Annotated in this window: 15 protein-coding genes; 9 read left to right on the forward strand and 6 right to left on the reverse strand. The window is 56.0% G+C overall.

Annotation, left to right across the window (positions count from 1 at the left end; translation table 11 throughout):
- The first annotated feature begins 449 nt into the window (after positions 1-449).
- Together JFN91_RS06475 and JFN91_RS06480 are read left to right on the forward strand one after the other, a co-directional pair.
- Positions 450-1,718, forward strand: coding sequence for a M20 family metallopeptidase (locus tag JFN91_RS06475; protein ID WP_199388398.1), 1,269 nt, complete (start codon positions 450-452; stop codon positions 1,716-1,718).
- 63 nt (positions 1,719-1,781) lie between these two features.
- Positions 1,782-2,438, forward strand: coding sequence for a trimeric intracellular cation channel family protein (locus JFN91_RS06480; protein ID WP_199388399.1), 657 nt, complete (start codon positions 1,782-1,784; stop codon positions 2,436-2,438).
- Positions 2,439-2,603: 165 nt separating this feature from the next.
- Here the strand turns inward: JFN91_RS06480 and JFN91_RS06485 are convergent, their stop codons facing one another.
- Positions 2,604-4,361, reverse strand: a complete 1,758-nt coding sequence (locus tag JFN91_RS06485; protein WP_199388400.1) for a sensor histidine kinase — start codon at positions 4,359-4,361, stop codon at positions 2,604-2,606.
- A 245-nt stretch (positions 4,362-4,606) separates the two neighbouring features.
- On the opposite strand from JFN91_RS06485, the gene JFN91_RS06490 reads away from it, so the two are divergent.
- Positions 4,607-4,834, forward strand: a complete 228-nt coding sequence (locus JFN91_RS06490) for an ABC transporter permease family protein (protein ID WP_199388401.1) — start codon at positions 4,607-4,609, stop codon at positions 4,832-4,834.
- A 116-nt stretch (positions 4,835-4,950) separates the two neighbouring features.
- A complete protein-coding gene (chrA, locus tag JFN91_RS06495) occupies positions 4,951-5,943 on the forward strand; it encodes a chromate efflux transporter (RefSeq protein ID WP_199388402.1) in 993 nt (330 codons plus the stop codon).
- Between the two features lie 95 nt (positions 5,944-6,038).
- Here the strand turns inward: chrA and JFN91_RS06500 are convergent, their stop codons facing one another.
- The 5 genes from JFN91_RS06500 to JFN91_RS06520 form a co-directional block, all read right to left on the reverse strand.
- A complete protein-coding gene (locus tag JFN91_RS06500; protein ID WP_199388403.1) occupies positions 6,039-6,575 on the reverse strand; it encodes a DUF2939 domain-containing protein in 537 nt (178 codons plus the stop codon).
- A 537-nt stretch (positions 6,576-7,112) separates the two neighbouring features.
- Positions 7,113-7,325, reverse strand: a complete 213-nt coding sequence (locus JFN91_RS06505; RefSeq protein ID WP_199388404.1) for a type II toxin-antitoxin system HicB family antitoxin — start codon at positions 7,323-7,325, stop codon at positions 7,113-7,115.
- A gap of 709 nt (positions 7,326-8,034) precedes the next feature.
- Positions 8,035-9,093 carry a DUF354 domain-containing protein gene (locus JFN91_RS06510; RefSeq protein WP_199388405.1) on the reverse strand — a complete coding sequence of 353 codons (1,059 nt, stop codon included), beginning with the start codon at positions 9,091-9,093 and terminating at the stop codon, positions 8,035-8,037.
- Positions 9,094-9,171: 78 nt separating this feature from the next.
- Positions 9,172-9,789, reverse strand: a complete 618-nt coding sequence (locus JFN91_RS06515; protein WP_199388406.1) for a hypothetical protein — start codon at positions 9,787-9,789, stop codon at positions 9,172-9,174.
- Positions 9,790-10,210: 421 nt separating this feature from the next.
- Complete coding sequence (locus tag JFN91_RS06520; protein ID WP_199388407.1) at positions 10,211-10,465, reverse strand: hypothetical protein; 255 nt, start codon at positions 10,463-10,465, stop codon at positions 10,211-10,213.
- A gap of 182 nt (positions 10,466-10,647) precedes the next feature.
- Here JFN91_RS06520 and JFN91_RS06525 point away from each other — a divergent pair, with 182 nt between their 5' ends.
- Genes JFN91_RS06525 through JFN91_RS06545 form a run of 5 tightly spaced genes read left to right on the forward strand, consistent with a single transcriptional unit; the run spans position 10,648 to position 15,832 of the window.
- Positions 10,648-11,106 carry an acyltransferase gene (locus JFN91_RS06525; protein ID WP_199388408.1) on the forward strand — a complete coding sequence of 153 codons (459 nt, stop codon included), beginning with the start codon at positions 10,648-10,650 and terminating at the stop codon, positions 11,104-11,106.
- Positions 11,103-11,345 (forward strand): acyl carrier protein, encoded by a 243-nt coding sequence (locus JFN91_RS06530; protein ID WP_199388409.1) that lies wholly within the window; start codon positions 11,103-11,105, stop codon positions 11,343-11,345. The genes JFN91_RS06525 and JFN91_RS06530 overlap by 4 nt, the downstream gene beginning before the upstream one ends.
- On the forward strand, positions 11,323-12,081 hold the full coding sequence (locus JFN91_RS06535; RefSeq protein WP_199388410.1) for an SDR family NAD(P)-dependent oxidoreductase: 759 nt from the start codon (positions 11,323-11,325) through the stop codon (positions 12,079-12,081). Before JFN91_RS06530 ends, JFN91_RS06535 begins: the two co-directional genes overlap by 23 nt.
- Entirely contained in the window at positions 12,081-13,502 is a 1,422-nt protein-coding gene (locus JFN91_RS06540) for an AMP-binding protein (RefSeq protein ID WP_199388411.1), read from the forward strand. Before JFN91_RS06535 ends, JFN91_RS06540 begins: the two co-directional genes overlap by 1 nt.
- The gene (locus JFN91_RS06545) at positions 13,499-15,832 is read left to right on the forward strand and encodes a LuxE/PaaK family acyltransferase (protein WP_199388412.1); all 2,334 of its coding nucleotides are present in this window, start codon (positions 13,499-13,501) and stop codon (positions 15,830-15,832) included. Before JFN91_RS06540 ends, JFN91_RS06545 begins: the two co-directional genes overlap by 4 nt.
- Positions 15,833-15,842: the final 10 nt, after the last annotated feature.

The raw sequence follows: 15,842 nt of genomic DNA on the forward strand, positions 1-15,842 counted from the left end.
GTTGTTGGAGTTGGTTTCGCTGCGAGGAGATTGAGGGGGCAGAAAGCAAAGCCCCCTGCCAAACTTCAGCAGGGGGCTTTTACTACACAAACCAAGGAGGCTTCTATCTATCACAAGCTTTTTCTAATGTAAACAAAAATTAACGGTGCTGTTGTCTTTTAACCACAGCTTTCTGAAGAACAGGATGTTCCCTGTTTGGTGATGCACGTAGAGGCAGATACTGATACTGACAAGGGATCGTGGGACTACCGATTTTTCGATGATTGCTGTACCAAGCCTTTGTGGTTTACTTTACAAACCCGTGCCGTCGACAGAGACCGGCGACTGTTGCGTGGGCTTACAAGCAGCGGGGGAATCGAGGCGAGCACAAGAAGAGTGCCCGCGCCATGCGAGACGGCCGCCGGTGGCACGTAAAAGTAGCCTCTACCAGCGTAGCGAGGAAGACAGGTATGGACACAAAGACAGCAACTCCCACGGATCTCGTCCTGAAGAATCTCGATCAACTGCTCCCCGACCTGGAAGCACTTTACAAGGACGTGCATGCCCACCCCGAGTTGTCGATGCAAGAGACGCGAACGGCAGCGCTGGCGGCGGACTGGCTTGCCAAGGCAGGTTACGAGGTAACGACCGGTGTCGGCCAGACGGGAGTGGTTGGCCTGCTCCGCAACGGCGAAGGGCCGACGGTGATGCTGCGTGCCGACATGGATGCACTACCTATTAAAGAGGCAACCGGTCTTTCCTACGAGAGCCAGGAGACCGCGGTTGATGCAGAAGGCAAAGCCGTGCCTGTGGGACACATGTGTGGCCATGACATGCATGTGGCTTGGCTCGCCGGCGCCGCCGCCCTGTTCGCCCAGGAGCGCAATGCCTGGCACGGGACGTTGATGGTGGTCTTCCAGCCTGGCGAGGAGACGGCGCAGGGAGCCCAGGCCATGATCGACGATGGCCTGCTCGCCCGTTTTCCCCGACCGGTTGTGGTGCTTGGGCAGCACGTCATGCTCGGAGCGGCAGGCGACATCGCCGGAAGTGCCGGCCCCATCACCTCGGCAGCGGACAGCCTTCAAATCAGGCTGTTCGGTCGTGGCGCACACGGATCGATGCCGCAAGCCAGCGTTGATCCCGTGGTCATGGCCGCGACCATCGTCCTGCGGCTGCAGACCATCGTTTCCCGCGAGGTCGCCGCAACCGAGGCAGCGGTCGTCACCATCGGCGTCGTGCAAGCCGGCACGAAGGAGAACGTCATACCGGACGAGGCGATCATAAAGCTGAACGTCCGGACCTTCGATGCCGGTGTGCGCGAGCGCGTGCTGGCTGCCATTGAACGGATCGTAAACGCCGAGGCGGTAGCCTCAGGTGCTCCCCGGAGTCCGGAGATCACGCCTTTGGACCGGTATCCGCTCAATGTGAACGACGAGGCGGCAAGCCAGCGGATCGCCGAGGCGTTCCGTGCTCATTTCTCCCCGGGGCGCGTGCACCATACCGGACCGGCGCCGGCCAGTGAGGACTTCGGTTGTTTCGGTACGGCCTGGCGCGTGCCGTCGGTTTTCTGGTTTGTCGGCGGCACCGACCGGGAAACCTATGCAAAGGCCAAAGAGGGGGGAACGCTCAATAAACTGCCGGTCAACCATAGCCCCCAGTTCGCGCCAGTGCTCCATCCAACCTTGGAAACCGGTGTCGAGACCATGGTCGTCGCCGCGCTTGCGTGGCTCACCTCATAGGGGGTAGGGAAGCCGGTCCACGGTGTGGTGAGGATTGCGGAGTTTAAAATGAGAGAGGACGGGATGGCAACACTTCTCCTGGTGCTTGATCTCACCGGTACGTTTGTCTTCGCACTGAGTGGAGCAACGGCTGGAACAAAACGCCGCCTCGACCTGTTCGGGGTCCTGGTCCTGTCGTTTGCCGCAGGCAATGCCGGGGGCATAGCCCGCGACTTGTTGATCGACGCTACGCCACCGGCGGCAATCAGCAACTGGTACTACTTGGCGGCTTCGCTGCTTGCTGGAATGGTAACCTTTTGGCGCCCCTCGATCATCGATCGTTTGCGCAACCCGGTGCTTTTGTTCGACGCCGCGGGACTGGGGCTCTTCGCTGTTGCCGGCACACAGAAAGCTCTCGTATTCGATCTCAACCCTGCCATGGCAGCGGTGCTCGGCATGCTGACCGGGATCGGAGGCGGCATGAGCCGCGATCTGCTCCTGACCGAGGTTCCCACCGTACTGCGTTCCGACATTTATGCCGTGGCGGCGCTGGCTGGCGCCGTCGTGGTTGTTATCGGCTCCGCGTTTGGGCTCCCGGCGACGGCCGTGACCATTGCCGGCGCCGTCCTCTGTTTCGGGCTGCGGCTCATGGCTATCCGCTGGGGCTGGCATCTCCCGGTCGCCAGGGGACCAGCGCCACCGGACACGCCGGTGTCGAAGGAAAAGAAGGACGATGCGTGATTTCGGGGATCTTTCTGCTGTTTCCGTTAGGAAGTGCGAGGGGACACGCCTAAGTTTATAACATTCTGTAGCATATAATCTTATACATGCCCCCTGACCTTCAGGTCAGGGCGGGGAAGCATAATTTCATGGGTGTCCCCTTGCTGCCCTCAGGCTTTTACGTTCTCAGGACGTTCCAGGCCAGTCCGGCAAGGAAAAGGAAAATGTGGCGCCGCCTCCCACTTTGCCTTCGGCCCAGATTTCCCCGCCGTGGCGTTCTACTATGCGCTGGACCGTCTTAAGCCCGATTCCTTCCCCTTCGAACTCGGAATTGTGCAGGCGTTGAAAGGCGACAAAGAGCTTGTCTTTATACTGCATGTCGAATCCAGCCCCGTTGTCCTTGACATAGATGACTAACGTCTGCCCCCGCATCGAAGTGCCGAATTCTATCTTCGCATCTGCAGTCTTCGAGGTGTACTTCCAGGCGTTGCCCAGCAGATTCTCGAGCAGCTGCCGCAGCAGTTCATGGTCACCCAGCACCCGCACATCCTGGGCAACGAATGTTTCCACTACGCGATTCGGATCCGTCTCCTGAAGACCGCCCAGTACCGAAGCTGCCAACTCACTCAAGTTGATCGGCAGCCGTTTCAGTTCTGCCCTGCCAACCCTGGACAGCTCGAGGAGGTGGTCGATCAAGTCCCCCATCCGGTTGGAAGCGGTCCGAATCCGGTCCAGGTACGTTTTTGCTGTAGGCGTCAGCTGGTGGGCGAATTCCTCGTGGAGAATGGCGCTGAAACTGTTGATGTGGCGCAAGGGGGCGCGCAAGTCGTGCGAGACGGAGTAACTGAACGATTCCTGTTCCCGGATCGCCGCCTCGAGTTTTGAGGTCCGCTCGGCAACCCTGACCTCGAGCAGGTCATTGGCCTCTTCCAGGGCTTTTTGTTTCTCGAGGAGTTCCTGGTGCAACCGTTGACGTTCCGTTATGTCCACGATCATCGCCTGTTTCGCGATCACCTTGTTCTTTTTCCAGATCGGTGCATTGGACACCTCGTACCAGCGCATGTCCTTCGGGCTTTGTACCACCCACCGGTGGTTCTGCCCGGCAAAGACGATTTCATTGACACACCAAGGGCAGACAGCATCGAGACCGTGGAGAGCTTGATAGCACAAGTCGCCGGTGGCGTCCCTGCCGATATGCTCCTTCATGGCCTCGTTGAGAAATTCAATGCGATAGTCGGCAGTGCAAATGTAGACCAGACCATGGAAGGCCGTCACCATGGCACGGCAATGCTCCTCACGCTTGCGCAGGCGTTCCTCTTCCCTGCGCCGCAGCACCGCAGCGGTCATGCCGTCCGCTAAAGCCTCTATCAGCGCGAGAACCTCTTCGGTAAAGCGGTCCTGGCGCCGGTCGTTCAGCAGCAACAGGCCGACTATGCTTTCGTCGTGACGCAGGGGTATCAACGCCACCGACTCATACCCCTCCTGGCTGCACCTGTTCCTGGTTTTTGTTAGGAGATCCCCTTGCGGGGTGTTTTTCAGCAGCATGCTCGTGCTGTTGGTCCAGAAGCTCCCCCTGGAGGTGAAGAACGGCTTACTGGCATCGAATCGTCCGCAGAGGATGTTGCCGCACATGCACTCAAGGATAGGATTGGCGGTGCTATCCTTTGTTACGTCACCATCGACGTCTCGAGCACACAGGTACGTCTCCGCTTCGACAAATTCCGACGAGAAGCCAAGCGTTTTGAAGAGAGGGAAATCATCTTCATCCCGTATGCGGACACCAGCAGCTTCACATCCTGAGAGTTGCTGGAAAAATGAGAGCACAGATGCGATAGCGTCCTGGGAGGTTTTTGCCGTAGCGAGTAGGTTCAGCAAGCGGGTGGAAGCCGCGTGGTGGCATGCACCATCTTCTTTCAGTTCCTGCACTAATGCTTCCGTCATCATGATTCCGGCGACCTCGCTTTCGGTTCATAGATCGTGGTTTTACGTACTTGCTCTTTTGCGGCCGCAGCCACTGGCGGCAAAGCGCATCACTTTGGTGCCCACTGTGATAAACCTTGGAAAGAGTGCTGATCCGCCGATTTATAACACATTCTGAGAAAGGTTAAAAAGCGAAATTTAACCATGTCTAATTTTTTGCTGCGAAAAATCGGCAACGTGATCCGAATGAGGAAGTGGAGTCAAATCGTATGCTGCCCACTGTCGGGGCCTGCGCCCTGATAGGTACCGGATTAGGTGTCGGCCTTTGTGGCATTGTCGGTGAACTTGCCGCGATGGCCGGCTATCCGATTCGAATGATGTGGTTCACCCCGCTGCTAGGCGCTGTGACGGTCCTCATGGTCAGCATGGTAACTGCCGCGCTCAGTGCACGGTCGCTGTTGAAGCTGCAACCCGTCATCGTCTTTGCCAGGCGCTGATGCTTGTATGAGGGGGGAGCGCAAACGGGTTGGTGTCGCGTTGGCGCTGCTCTAAATTTAGGTATAAGATGTTGATTAACGGATACTGCGTGGGCAGGTAAAGGTTGCCAACTGACATGAACGGTGACAGTGACAAAACAACGGTGGAAGGTGGCCCTGGACTGGTTCCGGTCGGGTTTTGGGAACTGGTGGCATATTTCCTGCGCCTTGGTGCGAGCGGGTTCGGCGGCCCCATAGCGCTTGCCGGCTACATGCAGCGGGATCTCATCCCGCACCGGTGGATCTCCGAGGACGAGTACCGGGTAGGGCTCGCCTTCTCCCAGATGATGCCCGGGCCGCTGGCCGCACAACTGGCCATGTGGATCGGCTTCATCCGTCATGGGGTGGTCGGGGCCTCGCTGGTCGGCATCGTATTCATCCTGCCGACCTTACTGATCGTCATCGTCATATCCTGGTTGTACGTAAGTTACCACGGGCTTGCGGTGGTGCAGGCGCTGTTCTATGGCATGGGTCCGACCATCATCGCCATCGTCGCCCTTTCAGCCTACCGGCTGGCGCGCATTACCGTCGGTTCGGATCGGCGACTCTGGGGGATCTTCGTCGTCGTGGCCTTGATCACCATCGTTGCCCGCACCGAGATCGCCCTGCTCTTTGTCGCAGCGGGCCTCATCGGGGTGCTCCTCTACAGCACGCCTGCCAGCCCGAAGCAAGGCGCCAGTCATCTATCTGCCCTTGCCGTCGCCCCTGCGGTGCTGGCGGGGGCCGCTTCCCTTCCGCTTCTCCTTGAGTTGGGGGCCTTTTTCGTAAAGGCCGGCGCCTTTACCTTCGGCAGCGGCCTCGCCATCGTGCCGTTCCTGCACGAGGGGGTCGTGCTGAAGCACCACTGGCTTACCGAGCGGGAGTTTCTGGACGCAGTCGCGGTAGGGATCATCACCCCCGGGCCGGTGGTAATAACCGCCGCCTTTGTCGGCTTCCTGGTCGCCGGATTATCTGGAGTCTTGATTGCCTCCGCCGGCGTGTTCCTGCCGGTCTATCTGTTTGTGCTCTTTGTCGGCAGGTACATCATACAGCTGGCTACAGGAACAGAGCAGGCAGGTGGTAATCAATAAAATCAGCAGTTTCATTCTTTTCCTTTTGAGCTTTGTTCAAATCTCGAACCGTTTCACTATTTCTATTCCCCGTTTGGCCACGGCCTAGCACTACGTCACTTCATGGGCTTTGGGATCATAATCTGAGTGATTTTCCAGTGTCCTTCTGAGCTCTTTACCATTTTAAATTTCAGGGAGTCGTCCTGCTTCTTGGAGACTATGGCCATCTTCCCTTCCACCTTGACATCAAAATCAGACCAACTGCCCTTGCTCAAGCCTTTAATGGGACTTGTGCCCTTGTCACCTTCCTTTTTCTCGGATTCGGCAGTCGTGATGGCGGTCTTGATTTGTCCCTTCATTGCTTCCTTAATGCTAGGGAGCATTACCGTCACGAGGCCCTTGGCCATGTTCTGTCCGGCTTCTTCCCAAGGGTTGCTGGTCGGTTGGTTCATCTCTTGAGAGTTCATAAGGTCTGAGGCTAGATGGTCGACAACAGAGTCGACATCAAGGTATTTAAAAGCGGCATCAGGATCATGGTTCTGGACAGCTTTTTTAAATTGGTAAAGGGAGTATTGCGGAGTCCCTTTGACAAAGGTAAACCCTGCTACGAGCACTGCAGCAACCGAAACTGCGACGATCACTAGCTTTTTCAATTGGAAACCTCCTGATATTGTTTTTCAATGGTAGTGGGTGCTTGAGGCAGGAATCCTGTCGTTGCCACGGACTGAGTTGTTACTCTTTACGGAGATATCACTCTACTTGTTGTAATTTTGCTCGATGGGGGGGGCCTGTCATGGGTGATGTGGCGGTCGGCCATGAGTGGAATTCTTCCATTTGAGGGTGGTCAGAAAAACTATCATCTTCCTCCACCCAACTCTTGGTGGCTAAAGCACTTTAAATTAAGATATATTTTCTATCAAGCTAATTTTACTGGCAACGGGCCAATGGTTGGGGACTAGCGCAGGGGGGGGGGCGGGGCATTGATTCTGGAAAGCCGGTACGACTAATCCGGATTAGGTGGGAGGCAAAGGTCTTTGCAGATTTTCGCTGCTAGAAGGTCGCTGATTTCGGCGTGGCGGGGGACGGCGGATCGGGCGTTGTGCTCGGGGTTGCACCACCAGGAGTGTCTGCTCCTTCCCTGAGCAGGAAACAGCCATGGGCGCGAAGATGTCGGAGGAGCGCCCTCCTTTTCATATCGCTATTTTCTCTTCCTGGAAATTAGCGCCCGCGGCTAATAAGGCTTCTTGCCTGTTAAGTTCTAGCGCTTCGGCAAGAGTGGCTTTTAGACTCTCCATGAGTTGGTCCCTGGACCGCTCCTGGCAGTTGACTCCAGGCACCTCCTCGATCCAACCAACCCACCATTCACCATCCTGCTTGATAAGTGCCGTAAATTCCTTACGCATCGAAACCTCCAGAAGGCTCGTTGATAAATACCAGTGAAGGATAACATACCGGCGGTGTCCGCGAAAGAAATTGTAAGGGCGGAGCACTAAGGAGACAGGCACCAGGCGGAGCCAGTCTCCTCCTTCGGGGAAGGACTCTAAGGCGGGAAACCAACACCTATCGCCAAAATAGAAAGGGTTTACAGTGTATCACTGCAAGCCCTTTCTATTTGGAGGAGGCAATCGGATTTGAACTGATGAACGAATAGGGAGAGGGGACGTGCTCGATTTTTTTGAATTTGCACAACTGTCGGATCAAATCTCAAAATCTCAACAACGTTATATCCGAATTTTGTCTTTTTCGGCGCTTTACTGCTTTGCAGTCACGTCCACCTTTTTCGCCAGATCGGAAACCAGAGCGCAGACCGCCTTGTCCACTTCGAAATTCACGTACTCTTTTCCCGTCCCGTCGGGGCAGGGCATTGATTCTGGAAAGCCGGCACGACTAGTCCGGATCAGGTCTTCTTTCGGGGATATGGCGGGAAACGCATAATCATGGGGGGGGGCGCCTGTTGCAGTTCTCTCTATCAACTATGCAGTTCGCTGCGACAACTAGCTTCAAATATGTTGCAGTTGTTGTAAACAACCTCTATGTCCTGCTCAAACGTGAGGGAGCTCCCAACGGATCGCAAACGGGGCGTGGTGGGGTGGGGACGGGACGTTGCAAGAGCTAATGGGGGACAGGGGGGTGCCGGTCAATTACCTCCTCTATCCGATCCAGTATGGCCGGCAGAGTTTGGCTGCCGCGAAAACCTCCCTGGCACTCTGTCCTTTTCCGGATGGCGATGGCGCCGGCTATGTCTTCAAAATTGACAATGAGCTTTAGACGCCCCGTCTCCACAAGACGGCGGTCCACACACCCGGTCTGCCCCGAAAAAACGCTATAGGCCGGAATGCCAAGCGCCGCCGCTTCACGGACCATCGTGCCTCCGCCGCTGACCACCAGGTCTGAATGCCATACCAGGTCCAGTCCACTCACAGCTTTCTCCGGAATGATCATCTTTCCGCTGTCCAGGAGATGACGCCAGGCCTCACATATCTCTTCACGCTGATTCTCGTTTCTAGGCAGCATGATGATTGCGGTATTCGGTGTGGCCGCCGCTAACGAGATAACATCATCGAAAAGCACCTCGCTTTTCACATTGTGATAATGGGCAGTGGTGGCAGGAGGGCGCATCGTGACGATGATCCGGTCAGGCGCTATCGCCAGTTCCCCGAGGATGTCCTTGCCTGGAACGAACGCCGGGGCGTATACGTCCTCCTTGATGCCTGGGTAGCGCCAGATGTTGGTGCAGTTCGCCGTGATCGCACGCTCTGGTATGGCTTCGGGCATGAAGATGTCGTCAATAGTAAAAGGAAAGGAGAGGTCGATGAATTCGTAATCCAGCATCACTATGGTAGGTATACCCGCCATTTTCGCAGCGGCCACCTGCGCCCTGGATCCATGTGATAGTGCAAGTGTCGGCTTTTCCTGACGCACTAGCGGAAAAAGTTGCAAAGCCCGGTGCAAAAGCCCTGCGATTTTAGCCAACTTGTTCTTCCCGTAGTCCCTGCCAATCATGACGTTGGGGATCCCGTGCAGGTCAGCCAACTCTGCTACCTGAAACCGGTCACGAGCGGTTACCCAGACTCTGTGGCCCCTTTCCTCCAACCCTGAGATTATGGGAGCGAAGAAAGGGACGTGAGGTGAATTATCCAGGTCTATCCATATCTTCTGAGCCTTTGTCATATGATCTTCCTCTACCACCCGCGATAGGGGCGAGAGTTATCTGCGGTCGGTCCGAAAACGGATCCATCCGGCTGGCGGTTAGCAGGGGCGTTTCGAGGCGGTGCGCTGCAGCGGTTCCTTGAACGGCACCAGAGAGCGCCACGTGCGGCACGCTGTGATTCCGCAGTGGCCGTCGTGCCCGTCGCTTGGCATTGAACTACCGATGTCGGCAAACTGCATCGATCCTACCCACCACTCAAGCCCCACGGTGTACAGGCAATCCTCCCAGTCATCCCACACCAGCTCGAAATCGCGGTCCCGAAGCCAGGCGTCCAAGTCGTTGCAGCAGTTACAGAGGTGAATCTCCCAGTCCGACCAATCTTTCAGGTGGCTTTGGTCATCTCCAACTGCGAGGTTATGGCCCAGGAATTCCAGGAGCTCCTTGTGCAGGAAATCGCATATCTCCGAAGTTTCCCGTCCTTGCGAGGTAAAGTGAGCCAACCTGCTTTGGAATACCTCGAATTGCTGGTGTCTTAGCGGCACCTCCAGGTATACCTCCCAGATGTCGTCCTTTGCTGGCCGTTGGGGTGCCTCCCCCGGCACGTACGTGCAAAAGCCGGTCTTTGGGGAGTATTCGACGCAGATCTCGGAACCCTTCACTTTGTGCGACATCAGCATGGAAGTGAAACGGGTAGGAAGAAAGTCGTTATCTTTCATCAGCCGTGCTCCTTCCCCTCCTGTCTGTCATATGCTTATCTGTGCCTCACATCGTCTCTCAGACGACAAAGGCCAGGCGAACCGGTCGTAGATCTGGTCGTTTCCTCACATCTTGCCCGAGGCAAGCCACATCACTACCTCCCCGGGCAAAGAAACTTGGACACCTGATGCTTCTTCACAATCACCGGATGCAGAATTGTAAAACCTGCACTTGGTGAACCGGTCGTTACAGAAGTTGCTAAAAATATGCTCCGTCACTGCACGCGAGGTAGTTACAACTTCGTTGGAGAAGGGGCATGAGTCAAACTGCTTACACCGTGGCATGTCGAGACCTCCTTTGCACGCTTGAGTTGTTCGTCCTCCCCATTCACCTGCATCGCTAACCCAGGGACCTGATACTGGTTTAACGGCTATGAGCTGTTCAGAGAGAAGGTTTAGTAAAGTAAAAGAAAATGTCAATCCCTGCACGGGACACGGTGTGTATCAAGGTTTCGGGTTGTACGCACAGTCTGCTGGGGGTGATGGCACCATAGCCCTTTTGACCTATCGGAGAAATACTGGTTAACAGCCCTCCATATTCGGAATAAACAGAGACATTTACTGATGCTGCGGTCATGAGCACTTCCATCTTTTTCGCCACATGCGGTGCATTAGATTGGTTGATGCTAATTGACATGCGACTGAACCACCTTACAATCCCTTGGGTCGCATCCGTCACTCATATGCTTCTTAAAAAGGGTAATAAAGGCCATGCAGAAGACACTTCTGAGGCGAATGTTCAACAGGCTCTTGGGCCGGCTAGCCATGATTCTGCCGGGGGCCACTTCAGTCCGACCGGCATTGCACCGGCTAAGAGGTGTGAAAATTACCGGAAGGGTTTTTATCGGAGACGACGTTTATCTTGAAAATGAATATCCGGAGAACGTGGAAATACAGGAGGGGGCCCAGATAGCGTTGAAGACCATCCTGATCGCGCACACGAGAGGGGCGGGCAAGATCATTATCGGCAAAAACGCCTTCATCGGAGCGAACTGTCTTATCACCGCTGCAGGTGGACAGACCTTGACTATTGGTGAAGGCTCTGTGATCAAGGCTGCTACCGTCGTCTCCACGCAGGTACCAAGCTTTACCCTCTTTGGCGTTGCTCAAGGAAGAGCGTTGGCCAGGGTCACTGTACCATTGACCATGGATACGTCTTTTGAAGATTTTCTCTCCGGGTTGAAGCCACTGGCATCGAGTCGCGTACAAGACGGTTGCCCTGAGCACCAGGTAATCTCACCATCACAAAAGGATGATACTCTGGACAAACGATCATGAACAATCTCGACATACTGATCTCAATATTCTCAGATGCACTCAGTATCAACCCATCGGAAGTCAGTGAATCTCTTAGCTACGGGGATACATCCTGGGATTCGGTGGCTCACATGGTAATCATTGCAGCACTGGAAACCGCCTTTGACATAATGATCGACACAGAGGATGTCATTGATATGAGCAGTGTTGCAAAAGCCAAGAGCATCGTGGAGAAATATGGAGTCGATCTTGGGGCTTGAAGGCAGGGTTTGTTTCGTCACCGGTTCCACACGGGGCATCGGATGGGCTACGGCTCGGGAACTGGCACGCCAGGGAGCGACGGTAATACTCAACAGCCGTTGCAATCCGGAATTGCTGGCGCAACGCAGGGATGAACTGCGCGAGGAATTCGCCACGGAAGTGGGCTCTTGCCTAGGAGACGTGGGAGATTCGGAGGCGATGAAGGATTGCTACGCTTCCATTTTCAAGAACTACAGGCGGCTCGACATCCTGGTAAACAATGCCGGCATCCTCGATGATCGGATCCTCGGGATGATCTCGTCACAGCATATCGAGCAGGTATTCCGCGTCAACGTCCAGGGCATCATTGTCAACATGCAGTACGCAGCACGACTGATGGCGCGCAACAACACCGGTTCGATCGTCAACATAAGCTCCATCATCGGACGTTTCGGCAATGCCGGGCAGGTCGTCTATGGCGGTAGTAAAGCAGCCGTCATCGGCATGACCCTGTCCGCAGCCAAGGAACTTGCCGTCTCGAACATCCGGGTCAATGCCATCGCGCCGGGTTTCATCGATACCGATATGATCAAGGCGCTTCCCCCGGGAAAACACCGGGAACGACTCCAAAGCATCAAGATGGGGAGAATTGGTACCCCTGAGGACGTGGCATGCGGGGTGCTGTTCTTTTGTTCCGATCTGTCGGCATATGTTACGGGACAGGTACTGGGAGTGGATGGGGGGATGCTGATCTGATGCTATGGGACATCGAGACAATCACCGCTGGTGGCTGGTTACATGATGGACGTAGTAACCGCCGGATTTTGTACCGCGAGCTTGGGCAGACTATTGAAGCCGTGGAAAAGGTAATAGGCGCCAGGGATAAGCTCCTTGTGGCCCTTGTTGCCGACAATTCCCCGGCGTGTATTGCCTGTTATCTTGCGGCCCTGCGCTGCGGCCACGCGGTTTTACTGTTGAATGCAGGCGGCGATGCCTCGCTGCGCGAGGGGCTCCTCAGGAGGTATCTCCCTGAGGTTATGCTGCTGCCGCGATGGACTGCGCTGCCGAAATTCTATAAAAGCGTCTCCGTCCTCGGAGGTTTCGTCTGTTGCTTCCTGGAGCACTCTGCTCCTGGCCCGATTCATCCCGATCTTGCTGTCCTTTTGACATCTTCGGGCACCACCGGGAACCCCAAGCTGATCCGACTGTCTCATGGCAACCTTCAGTCAAATGCCGCGTCTATTGCATCCTATCTTGGAATTGATGCGGCGGAAACCGCAGTGACCAGTCTTCCTATCAGCTACTCGTATGGTCTTTCTGTCGTCAACAGCCATCTCTTGCGCGGTGGTAACCTCGTCTGCACCGATGAGTCGGTGGTCTCAGGTCGGTTCTGGCAGTTGTTCAGAGAATGTGGTTGCACCTCTTTTGCCGGTGTCCCCCATTCCTACCTGATGCTGGAACGGTTGCGACTGGATCGCATGTCATTACCGACGTTGCGAACGCTTACCCAGGCTGGAGGCAGGCTGGCAAAGGATAAAGTAGAGCACTTCTCTCAGCTGGCGGCAAGGATCGGCTGCCGTTTCTTCGTGATGTACGGCCAGACCGAAGCGACCGCACGCATATGCTACGTGCCATGGGAGCGTCTGGCTGAGAAAGCGGGGTCGGTCGGTATCGCCATCCCGGGGGGAAGCATCCGCATAGTCGGTGAGGGAGGGCACTCTCTCGAGCCCCGTTGTGAAGGAGAAGTGGTATATGAAGGCCCCAATGTCATGATGGGGTATGCTGAAAACAGGGACGACCTTGCCATCGGAGACCAACTGTGCGGAGTGCTCCAGACGGGGGATATCGGTTACCTGGATGATGATGGGTTCCTTTATATAACCGGGCGGTTGAACCGCTTCGTCAAGGTTTTTGGCCACAGGGTGAACCTCGATGACGTGGAGAGGATGCTTGAGGACGCGCTGTCAGTGCCAGTTGCCTGCGTCGGTAGCGATGATCACCTCTTTGTTTTGCTGGAGTCGTCCGACGATCAACTGCGGCATGAGGCGCGGCAGCGCATCGCCTCCTTGTACCACATTCACCACTCTGCCCTGGAGGTGCAGTTGCTACCATCCATTCCAGTGACGGCAGCGGGTAAGAAGGACTATCCCGCCATGCGACGGGAACTGAAGTTGTGACGGATATCCTGGAAACTCTTTTCCGCAAGCCGCAGTACTCGATCAAGCGCCATGAGAAGGACGCTTTATTGCTGCAAGAGCTTGCTACCCTCCATGACCGCCACCGCGGTGCTTGTGAGGCGTACCGCGCGATGTCGGATGCCCTTCCTGAGACCAAACCTTCCGCTTTGAGTGATCTTCCCTTTTTTCCCGTTCGCCTCTTCAAGGAACTCGACCTGCGCAGCGTGTCAGATGATCTGGTTACCAAGATACTTACTTCCAGCGGCACTACTTCGCAGCAGGTGGCTAGAATCGCGGTGGACAGGGAAACATCGATGTTGCAGACCAAAGCCTTGGCCGCCATAGTCACCTCCTTCATCGGGCCAAAGCGCCTGCCGATGATTATCGTGGACTGCCAGGCCACCATCCAGAAACGCTCAGAGTTGAGCGCACGGGGCGCGGGGCTGGTGGGGTTGTCTAATTTCGGGCGGAACCACTTCTATGCCCTGGACGATGAGATGCGCCTTGACCTATCTGGCCTCCAGGGATTTTGCCGCTGCCATGGTGACGGACCGGTACTGATCTTTGGCTTCACGTTCATGATCTGGCAGTACCTCATTGGGGCGCTCGCCGACCAGGGAGCATCCATCGCCCTGGAACGCGCCATTCTCATCCACGGCGGCGGGTGGAAAAAGCTCCAGGAACAAAGCGTCGGCAATGATGTCTTCAAGCAGGCCGTGCGTGAGCGCTGCGGAATAAGAAGGGTTCACAATTTTTACGGGATGGTGGAGCAGGTTGGAAGCGTCTACATGGAGTGCGAGCACGGTTTTTTCCATGCCCCCAATTTCGCGGACGTTTTGATGCGGGACCCCGTGGACTGGCGCCCGCTACCCCCGGGGCACCGGGGGGTGATTGAAACTGTCAGCGTGCTGCCCAGAAGCTATCCGGGGCAGGTTTTGCTGACCGAAGATGTCGGCACCGTTCACGGTGTCGACGACTGTCCCTGCGGGCGTTTCGGAACCCGCTTCAGCGTCGAGGGGCGTTTGCCGAAGGTCGAGTTGCGCGGCTGCAGTGACACTCACGCCTACGACGCGGTTTCAGGGGCAAGCAGCGGGGGAGGGACGGAACTTTTCCCTACCTTGCATGAATGCTCCGCTGCGGATCTTTTGCGCGACGATGCCTTCTTCACAGGTCCAATGAGGCCGGCATTTTCCGCCGAGGCTGTGGCATTTCTGGACTCGCTCTCCCGAACGATCTTTTCACTTCGGCAGGAGGATGATCCCCCGCATTTCGCGGCTCTTGCTTTTTGGCTGCGTCGGTCCAACATCTCGCGTCATGTTGAACAGTTTTGCCAGACAGTCGGCGCATGCGAAATAGCGGTACCGCGCGGAACCGCCTTTCATGTTGCCCCATCAAACGTGGAAACCATTTTCTTATATTCCTGGGCCCTCTCGTTGCTTGCAGGCAATCGCAATGTAGTGCGTATCCCTCAGGAAGTTTCTCCACGCATGTTCACCCTGCTGCAAGCCATGCGCGACCTGGCCCAAGATGCACGGTGGAGTGGCATTGCGGAAACCAACCGGTTCCTGTCCTATCCCAGGGATGACAGTTGCAACCGATATTTTTCTGAACGTGCCGACCTCCGCATTATCTGGGGCGGAGATGCGACCGCCCTTCATTTTCGGGCGCTTCCCGGCAAAGCGGCGGTGAAGGACGTCGTTTTTTGCGACAAGGTCTCTTTCTGTGTAGTACAGGCAGAGCGCTATTTGCGTCTGTCGGATGAGGAGGTGAACGAGGCGGCACGGCTGTTTCATAACGACGCCTACCAGTTCGACCAAAAGGCCTGCTCATCTCCCCAGATCGTTTACTTCGCCGGTAACAGGGAGGCCTGCCATGACGCCAGTTCCAGGTTTTGGCGCGCGCTCCGCGAGAAAGCGCCGCCAGGAGGAACCGGCAACGATACATCTGCCATGGACAAACTTGTTTTCGGTTACCAAACTGCCGTTCGCGCGCGGGGAGCACATTGGCCCAGGGGTATCCCTGACGCGGGACCGGTCGTCATGCGGGTCGAAAAAGGTGCCATAAGCGACTTGCCGGCAACCTGCGGCGGCGGGTTCTTCTTCGAATGTTTCGTCACCGACCTTGAAGAATTAGCTTCCCTGGTGCAGCGCAACGCCCAAACTCTGACCTACCTCGGCCTCACCACAGAGGAAATTAGGGCAGTGGGCAGTGTCCTTTGTGCAACGGGGATTGAGCGTGTTGTGCCGGTCGGGAAGGCTTTGGACTTTGCGCCGGTTTGGGATGGGTATGTCTTGTTCAGTGAGCTGACAAAGAGGGTGTCCATTACCTGATCAAACCTCA

Source organism: Geomonas anaerohicana, from assembly GCF_016458305.1.
Taxonomy (GTDB): domain Bacteria; phylum Desulfobacterota; class Desulfuromonadia; order Geobacterales; family Geobacteraceae; genus Geomonas; species Geomonas anaerohicana.

Coding starts and splice junctions, on each gene's coding strand:
- JFN91_RS06475 (WP_199388398.1), top strand. CDS start 450: ATGGACACAAAGACAGCAACTCCCACGGATCTCGTCCTGAAGAATCTC.
- JFN91_RS06480 (WP_199388399.1), top strand. CDS start 1,782: ATGGCAACACTTCTCCTGGTGCTTGATCTCACCGGTACGTTTGTCTTC.
- JFN91_RS06485 (WP_199388400.1), bottom strand. CDS start 4,361: ATGATGACGGAAGCATTAGTGCAGGAACTGAAAGAAGATGGTGCATGC.
- JFN91_RS06490 (WP_199388401.1), top strand. CDS start 4,607: ATGCTGCCCACTGTCGGGGCCTGCGCCCTGATAGGTACCGGATTAGGT.
- chrA (WP_199388402.1), top strand. CDS start 4,951: ATGAACGGTGACAGTGACAAAACAACGGTGGAAGGTGGCCCTGGACTG.
- JFN91_RS06505 (WP_199388404.1), bottom strand. CDS start 7,325: ATGCGTAAGGAATTTACGGCACTTATCAAGCAGGATGGTGAATGGTGG.
- JFN91_RS06510 (WP_199388405.1), bottom strand. CDS start 9,093: ATGACAAAGGCTCAGAAGATATGGATAGACCTGGATAATTCACCTCAC.
- JFN91_RS06515 (WP_199388406.1), bottom strand. CDS start 9,789: ATGAAAGATAACGACTTTCTTCCTACCCGTTTCACTTCCATGCTGATG.
- JFN91_RS06520 (WP_199388407.1), bottom strand. CDS start 10,465: ATGTCAATTAGCATCAACCAATCTAATGCACCGCATGTGGCGAAAAAG.
- JFN91_RS06530 (WP_199388409.1), top strand. CDS start 11,103: ATGAACAATCTCGACATACTGATCTCAATATTCTCAGATGCACTCAGT.
- JFN91_RS06535 (WP_199388410.1), top strand. CDS start 11,323: ATGGAGTCGATCTTGGGGCTTGAAGGCAGGGTTTGTTTCGTCACCGGT.
- JFN91_RS06540 (WP_199388411.1), top strand. CDS start 12,081: ATGCTATGGGACATCGAGACAATCACCGCTGGTGGCTGGTTACATGAT.